Genomic DNA, 22,621 nt, shown 5'->3' with positions numbered 1-22,621 from the left:
TCGGCCACACAGTAACCAGAGACCTCGCTCCAACCGTCGCCGTCGTACGTGGGGAGATCGTTTTCCGGCCGCACGAACGGCCGCACGAACGCCCGGATCAGGCGGACTCGCGCACGACCAGGACCGGTTCGAAGACCCGTGAGGCGGGGCCGGGGCGGAGGCCTTCCAACTCCTCGACCAGGAGGCCGGCCAGGGCGGCCGCCATGTGTTCCACCGGCTGGCGGACGGTGGTCAGGCGGGGGTGGGAGCGTCGTGCGGCCGCCGAGTCGTCGAAGCCCACGACGGCCACCGTGCCGGGGACGTCCACGCCCCGTTCGCGCAGGTACTGGCAGGCGCCCTCGGCCATCATGTCGTTCGCGGCGAACACCGCGTCGACGTCCGGGTGGTCCCGCAGCAGCTCGGCCATGGCCCGCCTGCCGCTGTCGACCGTGAACCTGCCCCGTACGACGGGCACGTCCGTCACGCCCCGGGCGGCGAGCGCCCGGCGGAAGCCGTCCAGGCGCGCCGCCGCCGCGGGGGCGGTGACCGGTGCGGCGATGGTGGCGGGGCGCCGTCGGCCGGTGGCCCACAGGTGCTCGGCCGCGAGGCGCGCGCCGGCGTCGTTGTCGAGGTCGACGAAGCCGTACCGCTCCCCGTCGCGCGGCCTGCCGAAGAGGACCGTGGGGAGGCCCGCCGCGGCCAGCATCGCCGGCAGCGGGTCCGCGTCGTCGAGCGGCACCACGAGGGCCCCGTCCGCGGCGCCCCGCCGCAGGTACTCGACGAGTTGGGTCCTGGCCCGCTCCGACTCGGCGACGAGCAGCACCGGCTGGATCGCGCGCTCGCGCAGCACGGGCAGGACGCCGTCCACGACGCGCCCGAAGAACGGATCGGAGAAGACCCGGGCGGCGAAGGCCCCGTCCGTCGCGGAGAGCACGAGGGCGGCGGCCCCGGTCCGCCGCGTCACCAGGGAACGGGCGGCCTGGTTGGGCGTGTAGCCGGTGCGGGCGATGGCGTCGCGCACGCTCCGCTGGATGTCGGGGGAGACGTTCCGCACCCCGTTCACGACGCGGGACACCGTGGCCCGTGACACCCCCGCCTCACGTGCGACGTCTTCCAGAGTCGGTACTCGATTCCCCACCTCCGCACTTTAACGGTGTCGCGTGTCCGGTGGGGGAACGGTCGGGGTCCGGCCGGAAGCCATCGGTGTCGTGACTTAATGAAAGCCAAAAGAAAAGTCGTGTCACACGCCTTGACCGTCAACTCGCCCTGCAGGCAAGGTTTCGGAGAGCGCTCTCCCACGTTTCCCCCATGCATCCCAGAGGAGACCCATGTCCTCCGTCGGGTCCCCGCCGGTCCACCGGCGTCCCGCACAGAACGTCCGACGGGCCACCGTCGGCGCACTCGTCGCGTCCCTGGCAGGCGGCCTGCTCGCCCTCGCCCCCGCGACGACGGCCCAGGCGGCCCCCACCCTGCTCTCCCAGGGCAAGACCGCCACCGCCTCCTCCACCGAGGGCGGCCCCTTCGCCGCGTCCGCCGCCGTCGACGGCGACTTCGGCACCCGCTGGGCCAGCCAGTGGAGCGACGACCAGTGGCTCCAGGTCGACCTCGGCCGCAGCGCCACGCTCAGCAGCGCCACCCTGAACTGGGAGGCCGCCTACGGCAAGAGCTACCGGATCCAGGCCTCCGAGAACGGCACCGACTGGCGGACCGTCACCACCGTCACCGCCGGCGACGGCGGCACCGACGACGTCACCCTCTCCGGCACCGGCCGCTACGTCCGCATGAGCGGCGTGACCCGCGGCACCGGATACGGCTTCTCCCTCTGGGAGTTCCAGGTGTACGGCACCACCGACACCACCGGCCCCGTCCTCCCCGGCGGCGGCGACCTCGGCCCCAACGTGCACGTCTTCGACCCCTCCACGCCCAACATCCAGGGCAAGCTGGACCAGGTCTTCCAGGAGCAGGAGTCGGCCCAGTTCGGCTCCGGACGGCACGCCTTCCTCTTCAAGCCGGGCACGTACAACAACCTCAACGCCCAGATCGGCTTCTACACCCAGATCGCCGGACTCGGCCTGCGCCCGGGCGACACCACCATCAACGGCGACGTGACCGTCGACGCCGGCTGGTTCAACGGCAACGCCACCCAGAACTTCTGGCGCGGCGCCGAGGGCCTGACCCTCAACCCGGTGAACGGCACCAACCGCTGGGCCGTCTCCCAGGCCTCCTCCTTCCGCCGCATGCACGTCAAGGGCGGACTCAACCTCGCCCCGAACGGCTACGGCTGGGCCAGCGGCGGCTACATCGCCGACTCGAAGATCGACGGCCAGGTCGGGAACTACTCGCAGCAGCAGTGGTACACCCGCGAGAGCTCCATCGGCGGCTGGTCCAACAGCGTCTGGAACCAGACCTTCTCGGGCGTCGAGGGCGCCCCGGCCACCTCCTTCCCGGAGCCGCGCTACACCACCCTCGACACCACCCCGATCTCCCGCGAGAAGCCCTACCTCTACCTCGACGGCAACGAGTACAAGGTCTTCGCGCCCGCCAAGCGGACCAATGCGCGCGGCACCAGCTGGGCCAACGGCACCCCGCAGGGCGAGTCCATCCCGCTGAACCAGTTCTACGTGGTCAAGCCGGGCGCCACCGCCGCCACCATCAACCAGGCGCTGGCCCAGGGCCTGCACCTGCTCTTCACCCCGGGCGTCTACCACGTCGACCGGACCATCGACGTGAACCGCGCCAACACCATCGTGCTCGGCCTCGGCCTCGCCACGATCGTCCCCGACAACGGCGTCACCGCGATGAAGGTCGCCGACGTCGACGGCGTCCGCCTCGCCGGCTTCCTGATCGACGCGGGCCCGGTCAACTCCCCGACCCTGCTGGAGATCGGCCCGCAGGGCGCCGGCGCCGACCACGCCGCCAACCCCACCACCGTGCAGGACGTCTACATCCGCATCGGCGGCGCCCACGTCGGCAAGGCCACCACCAGCATGGTCGTGAACAGCGACGACGCCATCATCGACCACACCTGGGTGTGGCGCGCCGACCACGGCGAGGGCTGGGGCTGGGAGACCAACCGCGCCGACTACGGCGTCCGCGTCAACGGCGACGACGTGCTCGCCACCGGCCTGTTCGTCGAGCACTTCAACAAGTACGACGTCGAGTGGTACGGCGAGCGCGGCCGCACGATCTTCTACCAGAACGAGAAGGCGTACGACGCCCCCAACCAGGCCGCCATCCAGAACGGCTCCACCAAGGGGTACGCCGCCTACCGGGTCGACGACTCCGTGAACACCCACGAGGCGTGGGGCCTCGGCAGCTACTGCAACTACAACGTCGACCCGACCATCGTCCAGGACCACGGCTTCAAGGCACCCGTCAAGCCGGGCGTGAAGTTCCACAGCCTCCTGGTCGTCTCCCTCGGCGGCATGGGCCACTACAACCACGTCATCAACGACACCGGGGCCTCCACGATCCCGGCCGGCACCTCCACCGTGCCCTCGACCGTCGTCTCCTTCCCCTGACGGTTCCGCCGGGACGCGCCCGACCGGCGCGTCCCGGCGCCCCCCACTCCTTGCGGGCGGCGTTCCAGGTCCCCGCCGCGCCGCCCGGGAGGCCACCCCCTCCACCGCCCGTCCAGGAGCCCCCATGACCACCGCCCCGACCGCACGGCGGCGGGCCCGCACCACGGCCTCGCTCGTCTCCCTCGGAGCCCTGCTCGCCACCTCCGCCACCGTCCTGACCGCGGCGCCCGCCACCGCCGCCGAAACCCTCCTCTCCCAGGGGAAGACCGCCACCGCCTCCTCCACCGAGGGCGCCGCCTACGCCGCCTCCGCCGCCGTCGACGGCGACCTCACCGGCACCCGCTGGGCCAGCCAGTGGAGCGACGACCAGTGGTTCCAGGTCGACCTCGGCGCGAGCGCGGACATCAGCCGCGTCGTCCTGAACTGGGAGGGCGCCTACGGCAAGGCCTACGCCATCCAGCTCTCCGACAACGGCACCGACTGGCGCACCGCCGGGTCCGTGACCGCCGGCGACGGCGGCACCGACGAACTGGCGGTCTCCGGCGCCGGCCGCTACGTACGCCTCCAGGGCATCACCCGCGCCACCGGATACGGCTACTCCCTCTGGGAGTTCCGGGTCTACGGCAACGGCGGCACCACCCAGCCCGAACCCGGCGGCGCCGTCCGCGTCACCGGCTCGCAGGGCAACTGGCAGCTGACCGTCGGCGGACAGCCGTACACCGTCAAGGGCCTCACCTGGGGCCCGGCGATGGCCGACGCCCCCCGCTACATGCCGGACCTGAGGTCCATGGGCGTCAACACCGTCCGGACCTGGGGGACCGACGCCTCCAGCAAGCCCCTGCTCGACGCCGCGGCGGCCAACGGCCTCAAGGTGATGAACGGATTCTGGCTCCAGCCCGGCGGCGGCCCCGGCTCCGGCGGCTGCGTCAACTACGTGACGGACACCGCGTACAAGAACACCATGCTCACCGAGTTCGCCAAGTGGGTCGACACCTACAAGTCCCACCCGGCCACCCTCATGTGGAACGTCGGCAACGAGTCCGTCCTCGGCCTGCAGAACTGTTACGGCGGCACCGAGCTCGAAGCCCAGCGCAACGCGTACACCACCTTCGTCAACGACGTCGCCAAGAAGATCCACTCCATCGACCCCGACCACCCCGTCACCTCCACGGACGCCTGGACCGGTGCCTGGCCGTACTACAAGCGCAACGCACCCGACCTCGACCTGTACTCGATGAACGCGTACGGCGACGTCTGCGGCGTGCGCCGGGACTGGATCGACGGCGGGTACGACAAGCCGTACATCATCACCGAGACGGGGAACGCCGGTGAATGGGAGGTGCCCGACGACGTCAACGGCATCCCCGACGAGCCGACGGACGTCCAGAAGGCCGAGGGCTACACCAAGGCCTGGAACTGCGTCACCGGGCACCAGGGCGTGGCCCTGGGCGCGACGATGTTCCACTACGGCCTCGAACACGACTTCGGCGGCGTCTGGTTCAACCTCCTCCCCGACGGCCTCAAGCGCCTGTCGTACTACGCCGTCAAGAAGGCCTACGCCGGCTCCACCGCCGGCGACAACACCCCGCCGGTCATCACGAACATGACCGTCACCCCGGCCTCCGCCGCCCCGGCCGGCCGCGAGTTCACGGTCCGCGCCGACATCCGCGACCCCGACGGCGACCCGGTCACCCCCAAGATCTACCTCAGCGGGAACTACGCCAACGGCGACAAGCGCCTGATCGACGCGCAGTACCGCTCCCTGGGCAACAACACCTTCGCCGTCACCGCGCCCGAGAAGCTCGGCGTGTGGAAGGTGTACGTCCAGGCCGAGGACGGCCGCGGCAACGCCGGCATCGAGACCAAGTCCGTCAAGGTCGTCGCCCCGCCCGTCAGCGGCACGAACATCGCCCTGAACAGGCCCGCCACCGCCTCCTCCGCCCAGGCCTCGTACGGCGACTGCCCCTGCCCCGCCTCCAACGCCTTCGACGGCAACGCCGGGACGCGCTGGGCCAGCGACTGGAGCGACCCGCAGTGGATCCAGGTCGACCTCGGCTCGGCCAAGCCCATCCGCACCGTCCAGCTCGTCTGGGACCCCGCCTACGCCAAGTCCTACGAGGTCCAGGTCTCCGACGACGGGAACACCTGGCGGACCATCCACACCACCACCACGGGCAACGGCGACATCGACACCGTCGAGACCGCCACCACAGCCCGCTACGTCAAGCTCCGGCTCACCGCACGCGGCACCGGCTGGGGCTACTCCCTCCACGAGTTCGGCGTCTACGCCTGACGGTGCCGACCCCCCCATGACGGGTGGCGGGGCCCGCCTCCCGGCCCCGCCACCCCGGCACCACCGCACGGGAACCCACCACACCGGTCGCGCGGCGTCCTCGCGCGCACGCGACACCACCCCCACGGGCAGGAGAATCCCCATGAGAGCGAGTCCGAAGCGCCTCTCCGCACTCCTCGTCAGCACGGCCCTCATCGCCGGCGCCCTCGGCATCGGCACCATCGCCCAGGCCACCGACCCGGACGGCGGCCTCCCGCCCGCCGTCGTCGCGGCCGTCAACCACGAAGGCCACCGGATGGCCGCCTCCACCCAGGCGTCGGGCGACGACGCCGACGGGGACGGCTACATCCCCGCCGTACCCCAGGTCACCGGCGTCGTCCCGTCCACGGCCACCCCGCCACCGGCCTACCACCACGAGTTCCAGGCCGGCTGCTCCGTCACCCACACCGCCCCGGACGACCCGATCGTCTACCCGGGCCAGTTCGGCAAGTCCCACGACCACACGTTCATGGGCAACACCTCCACCGACGCCGCCAGCACCACCGGCTCGCTCTACGGAGGGAACACCACCTGCAAGGCGCCCGCCGACGCCTCCGCGTACTGGATGCCCTCGCTCTACAAGGGCGACCGGAAGATCCTGCCGGTGGGCCCCCAGGTCATCTACTACAAGGCGGGCGTCACCGACTACCGGAGCGTACGGCCCTTCCCCAAGGGCCTCCGGGTCGTCGTCGGCAACCCGATGCAGACCGCCCAGGAGTTCCGGTCCCACAAGGGCTTCGTCGAGGGCTGGGAGTGCGGTGACAGCTTCTTCAACACCGACATCCCGGCGAGCTGTCCGGAACGCCCCGACGTCCAGCTCAACCTGCGCATGCAGGCCCCCAGCTGCTGGGACGGGAAGTACCTCGACACCCCCGACCACAAGAGCCACATGGCCTACCCGGTCGTCAAGCCCGGCACCAACGACAACATGTGCCCGGCCTCCCACCCGGTCGCCCTGCCGATGATCGAGTTCAAGATGGCGTGGCCGGTCAACGGCGACATGAGCCAGGTCCGCCTCGCCAGCGGACGCGGCTACTCCTTCCACTACGACTTCTTCAACGCGTGGGAGGAGCGCACCCTCAAGGCCCTGGTCGACCACTGCATCGTCGGCGGCCTGCAGTGCGACACCCGGGGCTTCGACCTGTACCGCCCCGAACGCGGCGTCGTGCTGGACGAGAACCACCGGCTGCCCTGACCCGACGACCCCCGCACGGCCCGGACGCCCGCTCCCCACGGCGCCCGGGCCGTGCCCGCGTGGGGGCCGGGGATGATCCAGTGGCCCCCCGGGCGCCTCGTACGGGACAATCCTTGTGAGCCGTACACCGCCACCGGAGGGCCCGTCCCGTATGGCACGCACCCGTCGCACCCGCCTCGCCGTCGCCGCCGCGACGGCGACCCTCGCGCTCCTCGGCTGCGGCTCCCTTCCGGACGGCACGGCGGGCGCCACGACGGCCCCGCCCCCTCCCACGGCCGCCCCGCCCGCGTCCCCGTCCCCGGAGCGCACGACCGCCCCCGCCGAGCCGTCCCCCTCGCCCGTCCCCGAGGCCCGGCCGCGCCGCGCCGAGCTGGACATCCCGTCCATCGGAGTGGCGGACCTGCCCGTCCTCCCGTACGAGGGCACCAGCGACGACCGCCCCGGCACGCGGATCCAGGACCGCGGAGTGGCGGCGAGCCCCCACGGCGACCGGGGCGGCGTCGGGCCGGGCGACGTCGGCAACTACCTGGTGACCGCGCACCGGCTCTCGGCCGGCGGGCCCCTGCGCCTGCTCCCCGAGGTCGAGGAGGGCGACACGGTCGTCGTGACGGCCGACGACGCCGTGTACGAGTACCGGATCGTCGCCACCCGCTCGACCTCCTTCCGGTCCGCCGCGTCCCTCGCCGAGCAGCGCGCCCCGGTCCCCGGGAAGCCGGGGGAGGAGCCCACCCGGGCGATGATCACCCTCTCCACCTGTGCCACGCCCGAGGACGACGCGGCCGGCAACCACTGGCGGGACGCCCTGGGCAACCCGGAGCACCGCATCGACAAGATCGGCGTCCTCGTCTCCACCCGCCCGGTCGCGAACAGCCCCGCGCCCTCCTAGTGGCGCCACCCCGTGACGCCCCCGCGACGGGGAAACGGCCCGTCGCGTTCTCCACCCCGGGAACCATCCGCCGCGCCGTGCGCTACTCCTGAGGTCGGACACGAAGCCGCCCGGACGGAGGATTCGCCCAACTCCCTTGTGAGCAAAGGTGCATGAGGCCCACTCATCCACCTCCCGCAAGGATCCGACACACTGTGAGAAACAGGCGAACAGCATCCCTCGTGGCCATGGGGGTCGCCGCGGCGCTCCTGCCCGCCCTCACCCCCGCCACCGCCTCAGCGACAACTCCCGCCGCCCCGGCGGTCGTCGACCCCCTCGGGCAGTACACGCAGCAGAAGCCGCTCTGGAAGCGCTGCGAGCCCGAGGGGCCGGCGAACCACGAGTGCGCGACGATCAAGGTGCCGCTCGACTACAGCCGCCCGAACGGGAAGAAGCTCGACGTCGCGATCTCCCGGACGAGGGCGACCAGCGCCGAGGACCGGCGCGGCGTCCTGCTCCTCAACCCGGGCGGTCCCGGCGGCATCGGGCTCGACATGCCCGTGTACCTGGGGCCCGACCTCCCGGACGCCGTGAAGCAGCGGTACGACCTGATCGGCTTCGACCCCCGGGGCGTCGGACAGAGCTCCCCGGTGGGCTGCGGCCTGAACGACGACGAGCTGAACTGGCAGCGCCCCTACAAGGCCGCGACGTTCGCCAAGGACGTCCGGTGGGCGCGGACCGTGGCCGAGAAGTGCCGGGCGGCGAACGGGGACGTCCTGCCGCACCTCAGCACCCGCAACACCGCGCGGGACATGGACGTGATCCGCGCCGTGCTCGGCGAGAAGAAGATCTCGTACCTCGGCTACTCCTACGGCACCTACCTGGGCGCGGTCTACACCCAGCTGTTCCCGAAGCGGACCGACCGGTTCGTCCTGGACAGCGCGGTCGATCCCGAGCGGGTCTGGCGGGGCATGATCCAGATGTGGGCGGAGGGCGCGGAGCCCGCGTTCACCCGGTGGACCGAGTGGACCGCCGCGCGGCACGCCACGTACGGGCTGGGCCGCACCCCGGCCCAGGTCCGCAAGACCTTCTGGGACCTGGTGGCCGGGGCGAACCGCACGCCCATACCCGTCGACGGCGTGCGCGTGTCCGGCGACGACATCCGCTCCTGGCGGGCCATGTTCTTCTCCGTGCAGGACGCCGCCGAGACGGTCGTCCTGCTCAAGGACGCCGCCGCCGGCAAGACCCCGGCGCCGAGCGCGTCGCCGTCGCGGCGCGGCCTGCCGACCGCGCCCGTCCCGCCGTCCTTCGCCCGTGACGTCCCGGCCGACAACGGGGACGCGCTCTTCTGGTCCGTGGTCTGCGCCGACACCCGCGCCTGGCCGCGCGACCCGGAGCAGTACCGCCGCGACGCGATCCGCGACAAGGCGAAGTACCCGCTGTACGGCGACTTCGCGTCCCACATCAAGCCGTGCGCGTTCTGGGGCAGGGGCGCGGAGCCCGCGACGAGGATCGGCAACTCCGTCCCCGCGCTCGTCCTGCAGAACGAGTGGGACCCCCAGACGCCGCTGGTCAGCGGCCAGGGCATGCGCCGGGCCCTGAAGGGCTCCCGCATGGTCACGGTCCTCGACGGCCTCGGCCACGGCGTCTACGGCTCCGGGTCCTGCGCCGACGCCATCGGCACCGCCTACCTGGTGACGGGCAGGCTGCCGGCCGCCGACGTGACCTGCCGGACCCCGGCAGGCCGGAAGACCGACGCCCTGCGGCTCCCGCCGTCGGCACCCCGGGGGGTCCCGGGCCTCCCGGGCCGCTCGGACCGCTTCTGACCGACTCCGTGCGAAGGGCGCGGGCCCTCCCTCCCGCCCGGGGACACCGGGCGGGAGGGAGGGCCCCTCCGGGTTCACGCCAGGTCGAGGAGGGTCGCGAGGACCGTCCGCAGCTCCGTCTCGGGATCCTCCACGGGCCCCTCGGAACGCCACGCCACGAACCCGTCGGGACGGACGAGGACCGCCCCGCCCTCCGTGACGCCGTGCAGCTCCGCCCAATCCGCACCCGCCTCCGGGACCAGGTCGGCGTCCGGCCCGGCGCCGATCCGGTACGAGTCCAGCGGCACCGAGAGCCGGGCCGCCGCCCGGGCCGCCGCGGTGTGCCACGCGCCCGTGCCGCCCGCCGTGCTCAGCAGCACCGGGGACCGCTCGTACAGGTCGAGGGAGGAGATCCGCTCCCCGGCCCGCTCCAGCCACAGGTGGGGCGACCGGGTCCCCGGCTCGCCGCCGAGGCGCAGCCCGTCGGGCACGACCGGCGCCGCCTCGTCGGCGCCCAGGACCGCGCCCCGGGGGTAGCGGTAGCCCAGGACCACGTTGAGGATGCCGCCCTTGCGGCCCGCCGGGCTGATGCCGGGGTCCGGCGCGTACCCCGGGTGGCTGTGCTCCACCGAGCGGGACGAGGCGCGGGCGCTGGTCGCCTCCGCGACCGGCCGCCGCTCCGCGTCGTAGGAGGCGAGCAGACCGGGCCCGGCCCAGCCGTCCAGGACGGCGGACAGCTTCCAGGCGAGGTTGTGGGCGTCCTGGATGCCGGTGTTGGAGCCGAACGCCCCGGTGGGCGGCATCTCGTGGGCCGAGTCGCCGGCCAGGAACACCCGCCCCTCCGCGTACCGCTCGGCGATCCGCTCGGCGGCGTGCCAGGGGGCCCGGCCGGTGATCTCCACGTCGAGGTCCGGCACGCCCACGGCCCGGCGGATGTGCTCCCGGCACCGCTCGTCGGTGAACTCCTCCAGGGTCTCGCCGCGCTCGGGGTGCCAGGGCGCGTGGAACACCCAGCGCTCCCGGTTGTCGACCGGAAGGAGGGCCCCGTCGGCCCCCGGGTCCGTCAGGTAGCAGACGATGAAGTGCCGGTCGCCGACGACCTCCGCGAGGCCCCGCGAGGTGAAGGTGACGCTCACGTTGTGGAACAGGTCGCCGGGGCCGTTCTGCCCGATGCCGAGCCGCTCGCGCACGGGGCTGCGCGGGCCGTCCGCCGCGACCAGGTACTCCGCGCGGACCGTGGTGTGCTCGCCGGTCTCCCGGCTCTTGACCCGGGCCGTCACCCCTTCGGCGTCCTGCTCGAAGGACATCAGCTCCGTCGCGTACCGCAGGTCCCCGCCGAGACCGGCGGCGGTCTCCCGCAGCGCGGGCTCCAGGTCGTTCTGGCTGCACAGGCACCAGGCGGCGGGGCTGAAGCGGGCGAGGCCGCCGCCGGGGTCGATCTCCCTGAACAGCCACTCGCCGGCGTCCCCGACCAGGCTCGGCGCCTGCAGGATGCCGTTGTTGCGCGCCAGGACCGACGCGGCGTCCCGGATGCGCCGCTGCACCCCGGCGCCCCGGAAGAGCTCCATCGTGCGCACGTTGTTGCCGCGCCCGCGCGGATGGACCGAGGTGCCGGCGTGGCGCTCGACGAGCACGTGCGGCACGCCGAGGCGGCCCAGGAACAACGAGGCGGACAGTCCGACCAGAGAGCCGCCGACGATGAGGACGGGCGTGTCGACGACCTCGCCGGACCCTTCGAATCGGTTCATCGAGTGCCTCCAGCGTCACCTGTGACGCGAGTCGGGGGTGGGATGGAGATCCATGCCCTGAGACGGCCGCTTCGTTCGTTCGGGGCACCCGAATGACGCGCGGTTCACTCATCCGCCCCGTGGGAGTCGCGCGACTCGCGGGGGCACGCCGACGATCGGCACATGACGGCCCCTGCCCTCCTCGGCACGGCGGCCCCCTCCCGGCTTCCCCGAAGCGGATCCCCGGAGAAGGCCTCGAAGAGGCCCGAAGGAAACCCCCGAAGAGAGAAGAGGTGCGCCGGATGACCGTTTCGGCACGTGTCTCGCAATCGGCGTTCGACGGCTCCAGGCTGCGGGTGATCCTGCTGCTCGACCTGTACGAAGGCGCCCAGCAGCAGTTCCTCGAAGCGTACGAGCTGATGCGCAAGCAGGTCGCCGCCGTCCCCGGACACATCAGCGACCAGCTCTGCCAGTCCATCGAGAACCCCTCGCAGTGGCTCATCACCAGCGAGTGGGAGAGCGCCCCGCCCTTCCTCGCCTGGGTCAACAGCGAGGAGCACGTCGAGGTCGTCAAGCCGATGCACAGCTGCGTCCGGGACACCCGCTCGATGCGCTACAGCGTCCTGCGGGAGACCGGCGGCGGCCGTCCGCTCGCCCAGGACACGGCGCGGGCGGACCACCAGGTCGCGGCCCGGGAGGGCGACGGGGTGGCGCGCCACGCCCTCACCTTCACCGTCAAGCCGGGCTCGGAGTCGAAGGTCGCCGAGCTCCTGGCCGGCTACGACTCGCCCCGCGCCCAGGTCGACGAGAACACCCGGCTGCGCCGCACCTCCCTCTTCATGCACGGCAACCGCGTCGTCCGCGCGGTGGAGGTGGAGGGCGACCTCCTCGCCGCCCTGCGCCACGTCGCCCGCCAGCCCGAGGTCCGCGCCGTCGAGGAGGCCCTGAACCCGTACCTGGAGCAGGACCGGGACCTCACCGACCCCGAGTCGGCCCGCGTCTTCTTCACCCGGGCGGCGCTCCCGGCCGTGCACCACGTGGTCGCCGACCGGCCCGCCCCGGCCGACCTGCGGCGCCACGCGCTGTACTACCCGGCGAAGGAGGGCCGCGGCATGGACCTGGCCCGGCTCCTCGCCCACCAGGACGCCACCGCGGCCGACGACCCGGACAGCCCGGTGCACGGCAGCACCGTCTTCCACCGCGACGACATCGTGGTGCGCCTGGTCGACATCACCGGCGACGTCGACCTCGACCCCGCCGCCTCCCTCGGCCTCAAGGGCCCCGGGAAGGCCGAGGAGCTGGAAGCCCTCCTCGACGGCGCCGCGATCGGCGTCGAGGGCGCCCTGACGACGGACCGCAACCTCAACCGGCTCCTGTCGCACGCCGACATGCTGCCCGTCACCGACCGCACCTCGGCGGACTCCTGACCGACGGCCGCGGCCCCCGCCCGGACGTCACCGCCCCACCCGGAGGTATCACCCATGCCCCACCAGCAGCCCCTCATCGTGAGCCTGGACGAGACAGAGCCCAACCGCAGGCGCGGAGGTGACCTGCGGGCCATGCTCACGCCGGCCGCCGTGGGCTCCACCAGCGGCTTCATGGGCCTGGCCATCGTCAAGCCCGGCGAGCGCATCGGCGAGCACTACCACCCGTACTCCGAGGAGTTCGTGTACGTCGTCTCCGGCGCCCTCGAAGTGGACCTGGACGGCGAGACGTACGCGCTCCGGCCCGACCAGGGGCTCCTGATCCCGATCGACGTGCGGCACCGCTTCCGCAACGTCGGCGACGAGGAGGCCCGCATGGTCTTCCACCTGGGCCCGCTCGCCCCGCACCCGAGCCTCGGCCACGTCGACACCGAGGAGACGGCGGACGCCCCCGTCGGACCGCAGCTGACCGTGGGCGGCCCCGGTCAGGTCCCCGAACGCACCGGGGCCATCGAGTGAACCGGCGAGTGGCCGTCACCGGGATCGGAGTGGTCGCCCCCGGCGGCACCGGTGCGGCGGCGTTCTGGGACCTCCTCTCCGAGGGCCGCACCGCGACCCGCGGCATCACCCTGTTCGACCCGGCCGGCCTGCGCTCCCGCATCGCCGCCGAGTGCGACTTCGACCCGCTGGCGCACGGCCTCGACCCCGAGCTGAGCCAGCACGCCGACCGGTACATCCAGTTCGCGGCGGTCGCCGCCGGGGAGGCCGTCCGCGACTCCGGGCTCGACACCGCCACCGAGGACCCGTGGCGCGTCGGGGTCTCCCTGGGCAGCGCCGTCGGCGGCACCACCCGGCTCGAACACGACTACGTCCTGGTCAGCGCGGGCGGACAGCGGTGGGACGTGGACCACCGCGCCGCCGACCCGAAGCTGCACCTGGCGTTCTCGCCGAGCACGCTCGCCTCGTTCGTCGCCGAACGCTTCGGCGCCCGAGGCCCGGTCCAGACGGTCTCCACCGGCTGCACCTCCGGCCTCGACGCCGTCGGCTACGCCTTCCACACCATCCAGGAGGGCCGGGCGGACGTCTGCATCGCCGGGGCGTCGGACTCGCCGATCTCCCCGATCACCATGGCCTGCTTCGACGCCATCAAGGCGACCTCCCCCGACAACGACGACCCCGAGCACGCCTCCAAGCCCTTCGACGACCGCCGCAACGGCTTCGTCATGGGCGAGGGCGCGGCGGTCCTCGTCCTGGAGGAGTACGAGCACGCCCGGGCGCGCGGCGCGCACGTCTACTGCGAGATCGGCGGCTACGCCACCTTCGGCAACGCCTACCACATGACCGGTCTCACCGGAGAGGGCCTGGAGATGTCCCGGGCCATCGACAGCACCCTCGACCAGGCGAGGCTCGACCCCACACTGATCGACTACGTCAACGCGCACGGCTCGGGCACCCGGCAGAACGACCGCCACGAGACCGCCGCCGTCAAGCGCTCCCTCGGCGCCCACGCCTACGACACCCCCATGAGCTCCATCAAGTCCATGGTGGGGCACTCGCTCGGGGCGATCGGGGCGATAGAGGTGGCCGCCTGCGTCCTCGCCCTCAAGCACCAGACGGTGCCCCCGACGGCGAACTACGAGGTCCCCGACCCCGAGTGCGACCTGGACTACGTGCCGCGCACCGCCCGCCCCCGGAAGCTCAGGAACGTGCTCTCCGTCGGCAGCGGCTTCGGCGGCTTCCAGTCCGCCGTGCTCCTCACGGAGCCGGCAGGGAGGACACGATGAGCACGGAGCAGCCCAAGCGCGCCGTCGTCACCGGCATCGGGGTGATCGCCCCCAACGGCCTGAGCGCCGACACCTACTGGAAGTCCGTCCAGGAGGGCGTCGGCGTCCTGGACCGGATCACCCGCGAGGGGTGCGAGCACCTGCCCCTCAAGGTGGCGGGCGAGGTCCGGTCCTTCGACGCCTCGACCCTCATCGAGGACCGCTTCCTCGTCCAGACCGACCGGTTCAGCCACTACGCCATGGCGGCGGCCTCGCTCGCCCTCGACGACGCCGGCCTCGGCCGGGACGCCCCCGAGGACCCGTTCTCCATCGGGGTGGTCACGGCCGCCGGGTCCGGCGGCGGCGAGTTCGGCCAGCGGGAGCTGCAGAAGCTGTGGGGCCAGGGCTCCAAGTTCGTCGGCCCGTACCAGTCCATCGCCTGGTTCTACGCCGCCAGCACCGGCCAGATCTCCATCCGGAGCGGCTTCAAGGGGCCGTGCGGCGTGGTCGCCAGCGACGAGGCCGGCGGCCTGGACGCCCTCGCCCACGCGGCCAGGGCCGTACGGCGCGGGACGGGCGCGGTGGTCGTCGGCGCCGCCGAGGCCCCCCTCGCCCCGTACTCGATGGTCTGCCAGCTCGGCTATCCCGAGCTCAGCACCGTCGAGGAGCCCGACCGGGCCTACCGCCCCTTCACCGCCGGAGCCTCCGGCTTCGTGCCGGCGGAGGGCGGCGCCGTGCTCGTCGTGGAGGACGAGGACCGCGCCCGGGACCGGGGGACGGCCGTCCGGGCCGTCGTCGCCGGCCACGGAGCCACGTTCACCGGCGCCTCCCGCTGGGCCGAGTCCCGGGAGGGACTGGCCCGCGCGATCCGGGTCGCCCTGGACGAGGCCGGCTGCGCCCCGGAGGAGATCGACGTCGTGTTCGCCGACGCCCTGGGCGTACCGGAGGCGGATCGCGCCGAGGCGCTGGCGCTCGCCGACGCCCTGGGCGCGCACGCCGCCCGGGTGCCCGTCACGGCGCCCAAGACCGGGATCGGCCGCGCCTACTGCGGGGCCCCCGTCCTGGACGTCGCGGCCGCGGTGCTCGCGATGGAGCACGGCCTGGTGCCCCCCACCCCGAACGTGTTCGACGTCTGCCACGACATCGACCTGGTGGTGACCCGGGCCCGCCCCGCCGACCTGCGGACGGCCCTCGTCCTCAGCAGGGGCCTCATGGGATCCAACGCCGCGCTGGTAGTGCGCCGCGGCGACGAGACCGCCCGGTAGGACCGGGCGGGAGAAGGAGAGCACACATGAGCATCACCGAACTGACCTTCGAAGAGCTGGCCGCGCTGGTCAAGCAGTCCGCGGGCGTCACCGTCGCCCCCGAGGACCTCCGCAACGCCTCCGACGTCCCCTTCAGCGCCCTCGGCGTCGACTCGCTCGGCCTGCTCGGCATCGTCGGCGAGCTGGAGAACCGCCACGGCGTGGCGCTGCCCCCCGACGCGGAGCGCAGCAAGACCCCGGCCGACTTCCTCGGCCTCGTCAACAGCACCCTCACCACCGGAGTCTGACGTGTCAGGACACACCGACAACAGCATCACCATCGACGCCCCCCTCGACCTCGTCTGGAACATCACCAACGACCTCGAGAACTGGCCCTCCCTCTTCAGCGAGTACGCCTCCGTCGAGGTGCTCGCCCGTGAGGGCGACACGACGACCTTCCGCCTGACCATGCACCCGGACGAGTCCGGGAAGGTCTGGAGCTGGGTCTCGGAGCGCACCCCCGACCGCGAGCGGCGGACCGTCACCGCCCGCCGCGTCGAGACCGGCCCCTTCGCCCACATGGACATCCGGTGGGAGTACGAGGAGACCCCGGCCGGCGTGCACATGCGCTGGGTGCAGGACTTCGCGATGAAGCCGGACGCCCCGGTCGACGACGACTGGATGACCGCCAACATCAACCGCAACTCCCGCACCCAGATGGCCCTCATCCGGGACCGCATCGAGCAGGCCGCCCGCGAGCGCCGGCCCGCCCCGGTCCTCTCCGACTGAGCCGTCCAGGAAGGACGCCCGATGCACCACGCCCTGATCGTCGCCCGCATGGCGCCCGGTTCGGCGCCGGCGATCGCCGACGTGTTCGCCGCCTCGGACAGCGGTGAACTGCCCCACCTGGTGGGCGTCTCCCGCCGCAGCCTCTTCCAGTTCGGCGACGACGTCTACCTGCACCTCATCGAGTCCGAGCGGGACCCGGCGCCCGCGATCGCGAAGCTGACCGGGCACCCCGAGTTCCGGGACGTCAGCGACCGCCTGGCGACGTACGTCAGCGCCTACCACCCGGAGACCTGGCGCAGCCCCAGGGACGCCATGGCGCAGTGCTTCTACCGCTGGGAGCGGGACCCCGCCTCCTGACCGGACCCGGAGCACGGGAAACCCGAAGGCCGCCGGCCCCGCGAGAAGCGGGGCCGGCGGCCTCGGACTTTCCCCCGTCACGAGGGGGTCTTTCCGGTCAGGAGGGAACGGTGCACTCGAAGGCGTGGAGGTACGCGTTCACCGGCCGGATCTCGCCGACGACCAGCCCCGCGTCCGCCAGGCGCTCGACCATGCTCTCCCGGGTGTGCTTGGCGCCGCCGACGTTGAGGAGCAGCAGCAGGTCCATCGCCGTCGTGAACCGCATCGAGGGCGTGTCGTCCACCAGGTTCTCGATCACGACGACCCGGGCGCCGGGCCGCGCCGCCCCGCGGACGTTGGCGAGCGCCCTGCGGGTGCTGTCGTCGTCCCACTCCAGGATGTTCTTGAGGACGTACACGTCGGCCTGGACCGGGATGTCCTCGCGGCAGTCCCCGGCGATCACCCGGGCCCGGGAGGCGAGCGAGCCGCCCTCCCGCAGCCGCGGGTCGGCGTTCCCCACCACGCCCGGCAGGTCGAGCAGCGTGCCCTCCAGGGCGGGGTGCCGCTCCAGGAGGCTCGCCAGGACGTGCCCCTGGCCGCCGCCGATGTCCGCGACCGACGCCGCACCCGCCAGGTCGAGCAGGTCGGCCACGTCCTGCGCGGACTGCCGGCTCGACGTGGTCATGGCCCGGTTGAACACGTACGCGGACTCGGGCGCGTCCTCGTTGAGGTACGGGAAGAACTCCCTGCCGTACACGTCCTCGAAGACGCCGCCGCCGGTGCGCACCGCCTCGTCCAGCTTCGGCCAGACGTCCCACGTCCACGGCTCGGTGCACCACAGGGCGATGTACCGCAGGCTGTGCGGGTCGTCCTCGCGCAGCAGCCGGGACATCTCGGTGTGCGCGAAGGTGCCGTCGGGCCGCTCCTCGAAGATCCCCTGGCAGGCCAGGGCGCGCAGCAGCCGGCGCAGCGTCCGCGGCTCGGCCCGCACCGCCTCCGCCAGGTCCTCCACGCTCGCGGGCGTGTCCTGGAGGGCGTCCGCCACGCCGAGCCGGGCGGCGGCCCGCACGGCGGCGGCGCACGCCGCTCCGAAAACGAGCTCCCGCAGCCGCATGGGCGGCGGGGGAGCGGGGTCGACGGTCCTCACCGGGTCAACGGTCGTCATCTGTCGCCTTGCCTTCTCTGTCGTGCCGTGGGGGAAATGCGTGGGGGAGTGCGTGTGTGTGTGGGGGAGAGAGAGCGGGGTCAGCACATGCCCGCGGGCTCGGAGACCTCGCAGGTGTTGCCGCGGAAGGTGTTGCCCTTGCCGGTGTCGCGGTTGGCGAGGTCGGCCGTGCCGTTGCGCAGGACGACGTTGTCGCGGATCTCGTTGCGCTCGTTGAGGGCGCCCACGAAGCTCTTGAAGAGCACGATGCCGCCCGACAGCGGGGAGGTGCCCCTGTTGTCCTCGATCCGGTTCTCGGCCACCAGCGTCTCCTCGGCGCCGGTGAGGACGATGCCCGAGCCCTGGAGGAAGGGCAGGCGGGGGGTCTTGGGGCAGTACTTGTTGTTGTCGTGGATGTGGTTGCGGCGCAGGCTCATCGCCCCGGCGCGCGGGGTGGACTCGTCGCCGACCACGAAGACCGCGGCGCAGTTGCCGGTCGCCTCGTTGCGGTCGACGGTGACGTTCCGCAGCCGCCGCACGGTGAGGCCGATCCGGTTGCCGGACAGGCGGTTGTGGCTGATCAGGGTGCCCTTCGCGTCGACGGCCCCCTCCTCCGTGTCGGTGGTGTTGGACACGAAGAGGCCGGCGTCGCCGTTGTCCCGGGCGGTGTTGCCGGTGAGCACGGAGCGCACGGACCGCTCCTGGGCGATGCCCCAGTTGCCGTTCTTCTCGGCGGTCACCCCGCGGACCGTCAGCCGGTCGGTGCGGGAGGCCCACAGGCCGTTCCGGGTGAAGTTCCGGAGCGTCAGGGAGCGCACGGTGACGTCCTCGACGGGGCGCTGGGCGGTGCCGGTCACGCAGATGCCGTGGCCGGCCTCGGCGCACGCGCCGGTGGCGGCCTTGCCGGGCACGATGACGGTGGGGAAGACGGTCGAACCCCGCAGGGTCAGGTCCGAGGTGGTGATGGTGACGCTCTCGCGGTAGGTGCCGGGGGCGAGGACGATGCTGTCTCCGGGCTTCGCGGCGTCCACGGCCTTCTGGATCGACTCGCCGGGCTTCACCCGGTGCACGTTCCGGGAGGCGGCGGAGGCCTCGGGGGTGGTGGGCGGGGCGGCTCCCAGACCCGTCGTCACGGCGGCCACGGCGCATGCCACGAGGGCGATCTGTCGTCTTGTCATAGGGCGAAGCTATGAGCGGCCCCACCGCCCCGCCACCGCTGATCACCCGGCCGTGCCGCCCGTCCCCCGAACGCCGCCCGTCCGGCCGGAGGGCACGTGATGAGCCGTCAGCCGCCGGGGCCGCCGTACGGATCACGGCCGGGTCGCGCCCCTGCTGCGAAGAAAAGACCCCGACCCCGGTCCGCCGGACGGGCCCTAACCCGTTCGCCCCTCGTCCGCCGGCGTTTCCGGTACGGCGACCCCACCGCCGTGACCTGCGGCGACGGCGCCACGGGCGGTGGCCGGGCGGCCGACCGGGCGACAACCCCGGGCGTCGCTCGCGTTGCGACGATCACCGGGCGGCCTTTCCCTCGTGCTCGGAGCACAGCACAGGAGCCGCGCGGACGAGCCGGGCGGGAACCGCTCCGTCCGAGGAGAAAACCATGCGTCACGCCCGTACCGGTGCCACGGCCGCCCTGATCGCCGCCGCCCTGGTCCTGCCCGCCCCCATTGCCCTGGCCGCCGAGGGCGAAGCCGCCGGCACGGCGGCCGGGGACGTCCGCGTCACCCCCCGGACGGCGTCGCCCGGCGACACCGTCACCGTCAGCACGACCGCCTGCGGCAAGGAGACCTACGGCAAGGGGGAGTCCGTGGCGGGCGGGAAGTTCCACCTCCTCCCGGGCGACCGGAAGGGCGTCCTGACGGGCGAGTACCGGCTGCCGAAGGACGCCGCCTCCGGCACCGACACCGTGACGCTCAAGTGCCCGCCCCGGAAGAAGATGACCGCCACGTACCGGATCTCCGGCCGCCCGAACGGCGCCGTCGACGCCGGCTTCGGCGGGGCCGCCGGCAAGGAGGGCGAGTTCGGCCTCGGCTGGCTCCTCGCGGGCGCGGCCGTCGCGGGCGGGGCGCTCAGGATGCGCCGGCGCGCCGCGGGCGCGGGGGCCCGGGCCTGACGCGGACCGGCGGCCCGCGGCCCCGGTACGTCCCGCCGCTCAAGCCGCTCGTCTGGGCCGCGCTGGCCGGCTCGCTGCTGCTCGTCGACGCGACGACCGGCCGCGACGCCCCGCCGCCCGCCGCGCAGGCCCGGCCGCAGGGCGCGCGGGCCGCCGCGGCGGACGTCCCGGCCCGCTCCGGCCCCGCCGCCGCGCCGCTCCCCGCGTCGGATCCGGTACGGGTCCGGATCCCGGCCATCGGGGTCGACGCCCGTCTGATGCGCCTTGAGCTGGACGAGGAGGGGAGACTGGAGCCGCCTCCCCCGAACCTCCCGGCCTTCGCCGGCTGGTACGCCCGGGGCACCCCGCCGGGCTCGCCCGGGACGGCCGTCCTGACGGGCCACCTGGACACCCCCACCGGGCCGGCCGTCTTCCACCGGCTCGGCGCCCTGACGCGGGGCGCCGGGATCGCGGTCGAGCGCGCGGACGGCCGCACGGCCCTCTTCACGGTCGACGCGGTGGAGGAGTACCCCAAGGACCGCTTCCCCGACGACGAGGTCTACGGCGGTTCCGGCGGCCCGGAGCTGCGCCTGATCACCTGCGGCGGCGACTGGTCCGGCGACACCGGCTACCGGGCCAACACGGTCGTCTACGCCACGCTGACCGGCGTGGCGTAGCCGGTCCGTACGGGTCCGCCCGCTCGTGGGGCTCCGGCTTCCGGCCGATGCCCGTGGGGGCGCCGGGGGACCACCGCTACGAGTTCCGCTTCCCCGGAGCGGGCCCGGTGGGGCCCGGGGAGGGCGGGTCTCAGTCCTCCGGCGGCTTCCCGGTGACCCGCGTCCCCGGGTGCGCGAGGGCGAACAGGAAGGCCACGGCCAGCGCGATCGCCATGCCGTAGAAGACCCACTGGTTCGCCTCGGCGAAGTCCATCCGGATCGCGTCGCCCGCGCCCCGGAGCGCCTCGGCGATCGGCCCGTCCCCGGTGGGCGCCCGGCCGTCGGGATGGCCGGTGACCGCCTCCGAGACCCTCCCGGCCGTCGCCTCCGCCTCGGCCGGCGGCAGACCGCGCCCGGTGAGCGTGTCGGTGATCCGGTCGGCGGAGACGTGCGCGAGGACGGTGCTGAAGACGGCCATGCCGATGGCCGCCGCGTAGTTGCGGACGGTCTGGGTGATGCCGGTGACCTCGCCGTACGAGGCCCCGATGGAGCGGTTCACGGCGTCCGTGGAGGCGGGGGCCAGCAGGAACCCGATGCCCGCGCCCGCCATGGCCGCGTACGGCCACTGGTCGTGCATCGACAGGTCGGTCAGCTTCTGGGCCCACAGGTAGAAGCCGACCGCGCCCAGCGCGCAGCCGATCTTCATCGCCGGGCGGGCGCCGCGCTTGTCGAGGATCTTGCCGCCCCACTGGGAGGCGATGCCGAAGCCGATGAAGAAGTACAGCAGGAACAGCGCGGCCTGGTTCGGCGAGGCGCTCAGCGACACCTGGGCGTACACCGACGCGAAGAAGAACACCGGCACGAAGGCGAGCATCGCGAAGAACAGCACGAGGCTGTCGATCGTGAACGCCCGGTCCCGGAAGACGTCGAAGTTGATCAGCGGCTGCGCGGTGCGCCGCTCGTAGGCGTAGAACAGCACCAGGACGACCGCGCCGCCGATGACGCAGGCCCAGGTCGCGACGCTGCCCCAACCCCAGGACGACGCCTGCTGGAAGCCGAGCACGCCCAGGCCCATGCCGACGGCGACCAGGACGGCGCCGACGACGTCGAGGCGTTCGCGGCGGCGGCTCTCGGGGACCCGGGCCAGCACGGTGAGCACGATCGCGACGACGGCGACCGGCACGTTCACCCAGAAGATCGCCCGCCAGGTCCAGGCGGTCAGCCAGCCGCCGAGCAGCGGACCGAGGGCGGTCAGGGCCCCGGAGAGCCCGAAGAACAGGGCGAGCGCCCGGCCGCGCCGGTCCACCGGGAAGACCGCGATGACCACGGCGAGCGCCGCCGGGAACATCAGCGCGGCCCCCAGACCCTGCGTGGCGCGGAAGACGATCAGCCAGGTCAATGCGAAGTCCCCGGACGGCACACAGCCGCAGAGCACCGACGAGACGACGAAGAGCAGCGTGCCCGTCAGCATGATCCTGCGGTGCCCGAGGATGTCCGAGAGCCGCCCGCCGAGCGCGAAGAACGCGGCGAGGGAGAGCAGGTAGGCGTTGACGACCCACTGCATCCCGGAGGCGGAGAGGCCCAGCTCGGCCGTGATGTTCGGCGCGGCGATCGAGACGATCGTCTGGTCGATGAACGTCATCGACACCGCGAAGAGCATGGCCGCGAGCGCCAGTTTCTGGCGGGACGCACGCGAGGCGGCAGCGCCGTCCCGCGTGGCCGTGGAGTTACCAGCCATACCTCGATGGT

19 protein-coding genes are annotated in these 22,621 nt (G+C 73.1%); 14 read left to right on the top strand and 5 right to left on the bottom strand.

The annotated features are described in order from the left end of the window. Nucleotides 1-97 precede the first annotated feature (97 nt). Nucleotides 98-1,117, bottom strand: coding sequence for a LacI family DNA-binding transcriptional regulator (locus CP977_RS04390; protein ID WP_109186482.1), 1,020 nt, complete (start codon nt 1,115-1,117; stop codon nt 98-100). A gap of 190 nt (nt 1,118-1,307) precedes the next feature. Between CP977_RS04390 and CP977_RS04385 the strand changes: the two genes are divergently transcribed. The 5 genes from CP977_RS04385 (at nt 1,308) to CP977_RS04365 (ending at nt 9,718) form a co-directional block, all read left to right on the top strand. Then, the gene (locus CP977_RS04385; protein WP_152369644.1) at nt 1,308-3,500 is read left to right on the top strand and encodes a discoidin domain-containing protein; all 2,193 of its coding nucleotides are present in this window, start codon (nt 1,308-1,310) and stop codon (nt 3,498-3,500) included. Nucleotides 3,501-3,624: 124 nt separating this feature from the next. Next, entirely contained in the window at nt 3,625-5,793 is a 2,169-nt protein-coding gene (locus tag CP977_RS04380) for a discoidin domain-containing protein (protein ID WP_152369643.1), read from the top strand. 142 nt (nt 5,794-5,935) lie between these two features. Further along, nucleotides 5,936-7,027 carry a DUF1996 domain-containing protein gene (locus CP977_RS04375; RefSeq protein ID WP_152369642.1) on the top strand — a complete coding sequence of 364 codons (1,092 nt, stop codon included), beginning with the start codon at nt 5,936-5,938 and terminating at the stop codon, nt 7,025-7,027. 151 nt (nt 7,028-7,178) lie between these two features. After that, on the top strand, nt 7,179-7,913 hold the full coding sequence (locus CP977_RS04370; RefSeq protein ID WP_109186479.1) for a class E sortase: 735 nt from the start codon (nt 7,179-7,181) through the stop codon (nt 7,911-7,913). A gap of 194 nt (nt 7,914-8,107) precedes the next feature. Next, nucleotides 8,108-9,718, top strand: a complete 1,611-nt coding sequence (locus CP977_RS04365; protein ID WP_229991539.1) for an alpha/beta hydrolase — start codon at nt 8,108-8,110, stop codon at nt 9,716-9,718. Between the two features lie 74 nt (nt 9,719-9,792). Here the strand turns inward: CP977_RS04365 and CP977_RS04360 are convergent, their stop codons facing one another. Continuing rightward, nucleotides 9,793-11,445 (bottom strand): FAD-dependent oxidoreductase, encoded by a 1,653-nt coding sequence (locus CP977_RS04360; protein WP_062757682.1) that lies wholly within the window; start codon nt 11,443-11,445, stop codon nt 9,793-9,795. A 281-nt stretch (nt 11,446-11,726) separates the two neighbouring features. Between CP977_RS04360 and CP977_RS04355 the strand changes: the two genes are divergently transcribed. The 7 genes from CP977_RS04355 to CP977_RS04325 are packed head-to-tail and all read left to right on the top strand — an operon-like array spanning nt 11,727 to nt 17,001. After that, a complete protein-coding gene (locus CP977_RS04355) occupies nt 11,727-12,851 on the top strand; it encodes a SchA/CurD-like domain-containing protein (protein WP_152369640.1) in 1,125 nt (374 codons plus the stop codon). Nucleotides 12,852-12,905: 54 nt separating this feature from the next. Continuing rightward, nucleotides 12,906-13,367, top strand: a complete 462-nt coding sequence (locus CP977_RS04350) for a cupin domain-containing protein (RefSeq protein ID WP_030213847.1) — start codon at nt 12,906-12,908, stop codon at nt 13,365-13,367. Beyond that, entirely contained in the window at nt 13,364-14,632 is a 1,269-nt protein-coding gene (locus CP977_RS04345) for a beta-ketoacyl-[acyl-carrier-protein] synthase family protein (protein WP_062757676.1), read from the top strand. Before CP977_RS04350 ends, CP977_RS04345 begins: the two co-directional genes overlap by 4 nt. Continuing rightward, a complete protein-coding gene (locus CP977_RS04340; RefSeq protein ID WP_109186476.1) occupies nt 14,629-15,876 on the top strand; it encodes a ketosynthase chain-length factor in 1,248 nt (415 codons plus the stop codon). Before CP977_RS04345 ends, CP977_RS04340 begins: the two co-directional genes overlap by 4 nt. A gap of 26 nt (nt 15,877-15,902) precedes the next feature. Next, a complete protein-coding gene (locus CP977_RS04335) occupies nt 15,903-16,163 on the top strand; it encodes an acyl carrier protein (RefSeq protein ID WP_030213838.1) in 261 nt (86 codons plus the stop codon). A 1-nt stretch (nt 16,164) separates the two neighbouring features. Beyond that, nucleotides 16,165-16,644 (top strand): SRPBCC family protein, encoded by a 480-nt coding sequence (locus CP977_RS04330; protein WP_062757672.1) that lies wholly within the window; start codon nt 16,165-16,167, stop codon nt 16,642-16,644. A 21-nt stretch (nt 16,645-16,665) separates the two neighbouring features. Further along, nucleotides 16,666-17,001, top strand: a complete 336-nt coding sequence (locus tag CP977_RS04325; protein ID WP_062757670.1) for a TcmI family type II polyketide cyclase — start codon at nt 16,666-16,668, stop codon at nt 16,999-17,001. A 97-nt stretch (nt 17,002-17,098) separates the two neighbouring features. On the opposite strand, the gene CP977_RS04320 is transcribed toward CP977_RS04325, so the two are convergent. Both CP977_RS04320 and CP977_RS04315 read right to left on the bottom strand, forming a co-directional pair. Further along, nucleotides 17,099-18,145 carry a methyltransferase gene (locus tag CP977_RS04320; RefSeq protein ID WP_062757668.1) on the bottom strand — a complete coding sequence of 349 codons (1,047 nt, stop codon included), beginning with the start codon at nt 18,143-18,145 and terminating at the stop codon, nt 17,099-17,101. An 80-nt stretch (nt 18,146-18,225) separates the two neighbouring features. Next, on the bottom strand, nt 18,226-19,302 hold the full coding sequence (locus tag CP977_RS04315; RefSeq protein WP_062757666.1) for a right-handed parallel beta-helix repeat-containing protein: 1,077 nt from the start codon (nt 19,300-19,302) through the stop codon (nt 18,226-18,228). A gap of 422 nt (nt 19,303-19,724) precedes the next feature. Here CP977_RS04315 and CP977_RS04310 point away from each other — a divergent pair, with 422 nt between their 5' ends. Together CP977_RS04310 and CP977_RS04305 are read left to right on the top strand one after the other, a co-directional pair. Beyond that, nucleotides 19,725-20,237: a hypothetical protein gene (locus tag CP977_RS04310; RefSeq protein WP_062757663.1), complete on the top strand. Its 513-nt coding sequence runs from the start codon at nt 19,725-19,727 to the stop codon at nt 20,235-20,237. Next, on the top strand, nt 20,156-20,893 hold the full coding sequence (locus CP977_RS04305; RefSeq protein ID WP_152371502.1) for a class F sortase: 738 nt from the start codon (nt 20,156-20,158) through the stop codon (nt 20,891-20,893). The genes CP977_RS04310 and CP977_RS04305 overlap by 82 nt, the downstream gene beginning before the upstream one ends. A 130-nt stretch (nt 20,894-21,023) precedes the next feature. Here CP977_RS04305 and CP977_RS04300 read toward each other — a convergent pair whose 3' ends face one another. Beyond that, a complete protein-coding gene (locus CP977_RS04300) occupies nt 21,024-22,610 on the bottom strand; it encodes an MFS transporter (RefSeq protein ID WP_062757661.1) in 1,587 nt (528 codons plus the stop codon). Nucleotides 22,611-22,621: the final 11 nt, after the last annotated feature.

Origin of the sequence: Streptomyces cinereoruber, from assembly GCF_009299385.1 — a bacterium.
GTDB lineage: Bacteria > Actinomycetota > Actinomycetes > Streptomycetales > Streptomycetaceae > Streptomyces > Streptomyces bikiniensis.
This window is presented reverse-complemented; position numbering and strand designations above follow the sequence as displayed.

Excerpts from the sequence above, each read along its gene's own strand:
- CP977_RS04385 (WP_152369644.1), top strand. The coding sequence starts at position 1,308 with ATGTCCTCCGTCGGGTCCCCGCCGGTCCACCGGCGTCCCGCACAGAAC.
- CP977_RS04380 (WP_152369643.1), top strand. The coding sequence starts at position 3,625 with ATGACCACCGCCCCGACCGCACGGCGGCGGGCCCGCACCACGGCCTCG.
- CP977_RS04375 (WP_152369642.1), top strand. The coding sequence starts at position 5,936 with ATGAGAGCGAGTCCGAAGCGCCTCTCCGCACTCCTCGTCAGCACGGCC.
- CP977_RS04370 (WP_109186479.1), top strand. The coding sequence starts at position 7,179 with ATGGCACGCACCCGTCGCACCCGCCTCGCCGTCGCCGCCGCGACGGCG.
- CP977_RS04360 (WP_062757682.1), bottom strand. The coding sequence starts at position 11,445 with ATGAACCGATTCGAAGGGTCCGGCGAGGTCGTCGACACGCCCGTCCTC.
- CP977_RS04355 (WP_152369640.1), top strand. The coding sequence starts at position 11,727 with ATGACCGTTTCGGCACGTGTCTCGCAATCGGCGTTCGACGGCTCCAGG.
- CP977_RS04350 (WP_030213847.1), top strand. The coding sequence starts at position 12,906 with ATGCCCCACCAGCAGCCCCTCATCGTGAGCCTGGACGAGACAGAGCCC.
- CP977_RS04340 (WP_109186476.1), top strand. The coding sequence starts at position 14,629 with ATGAGCACGGAGCAGCCCAAGCGCGCCGTCGTCACCGGCATCGGGGTG.
- CP977_RS04335 (WP_030213838.1), top strand. The coding sequence starts at position 15,903 with ATGAGCATCACCGAACTGACCTTCGAAGAGCTGGCCGCGCTGGTCAAG.
- CP977_RS04325 (WP_062757670.1), top strand. The coding sequence starts at position 16,666 with ATGCACCACGCCCTGATCGTCGCCCGCATGGCGCCCGGTTCGGCGCCG.
- CP977_RS04320 (WP_062757668.1), bottom strand. The coding sequence starts at position 18,145 with ATGACGACCGTTGACCCGGTGAGGACCGTCGACCCCGCTCCCCCGCCG.
- CP977_RS04315 (WP_062757666.1), bottom strand. The coding sequence starts at position 19,302 with ATGACAAGACGACAGATCGCCCTCGTGGCATGCGCCGTGGCCGCCGTG.
- CP977_RS04310 (WP_062757663.1), top strand. The coding sequence starts at position 19,725 with ATGCGTCACGCCCGTACCGGTGCCACGGCCGCCCTGATCGCCGCCGCC.
- CP977_RS04300 (WP_062757661.1), bottom strand. The coding sequence starts at position 22,610 with ATGGCTGGTAACTCCACGGCCACGCGGGACGGCGCTGCCGCCTCGCGT.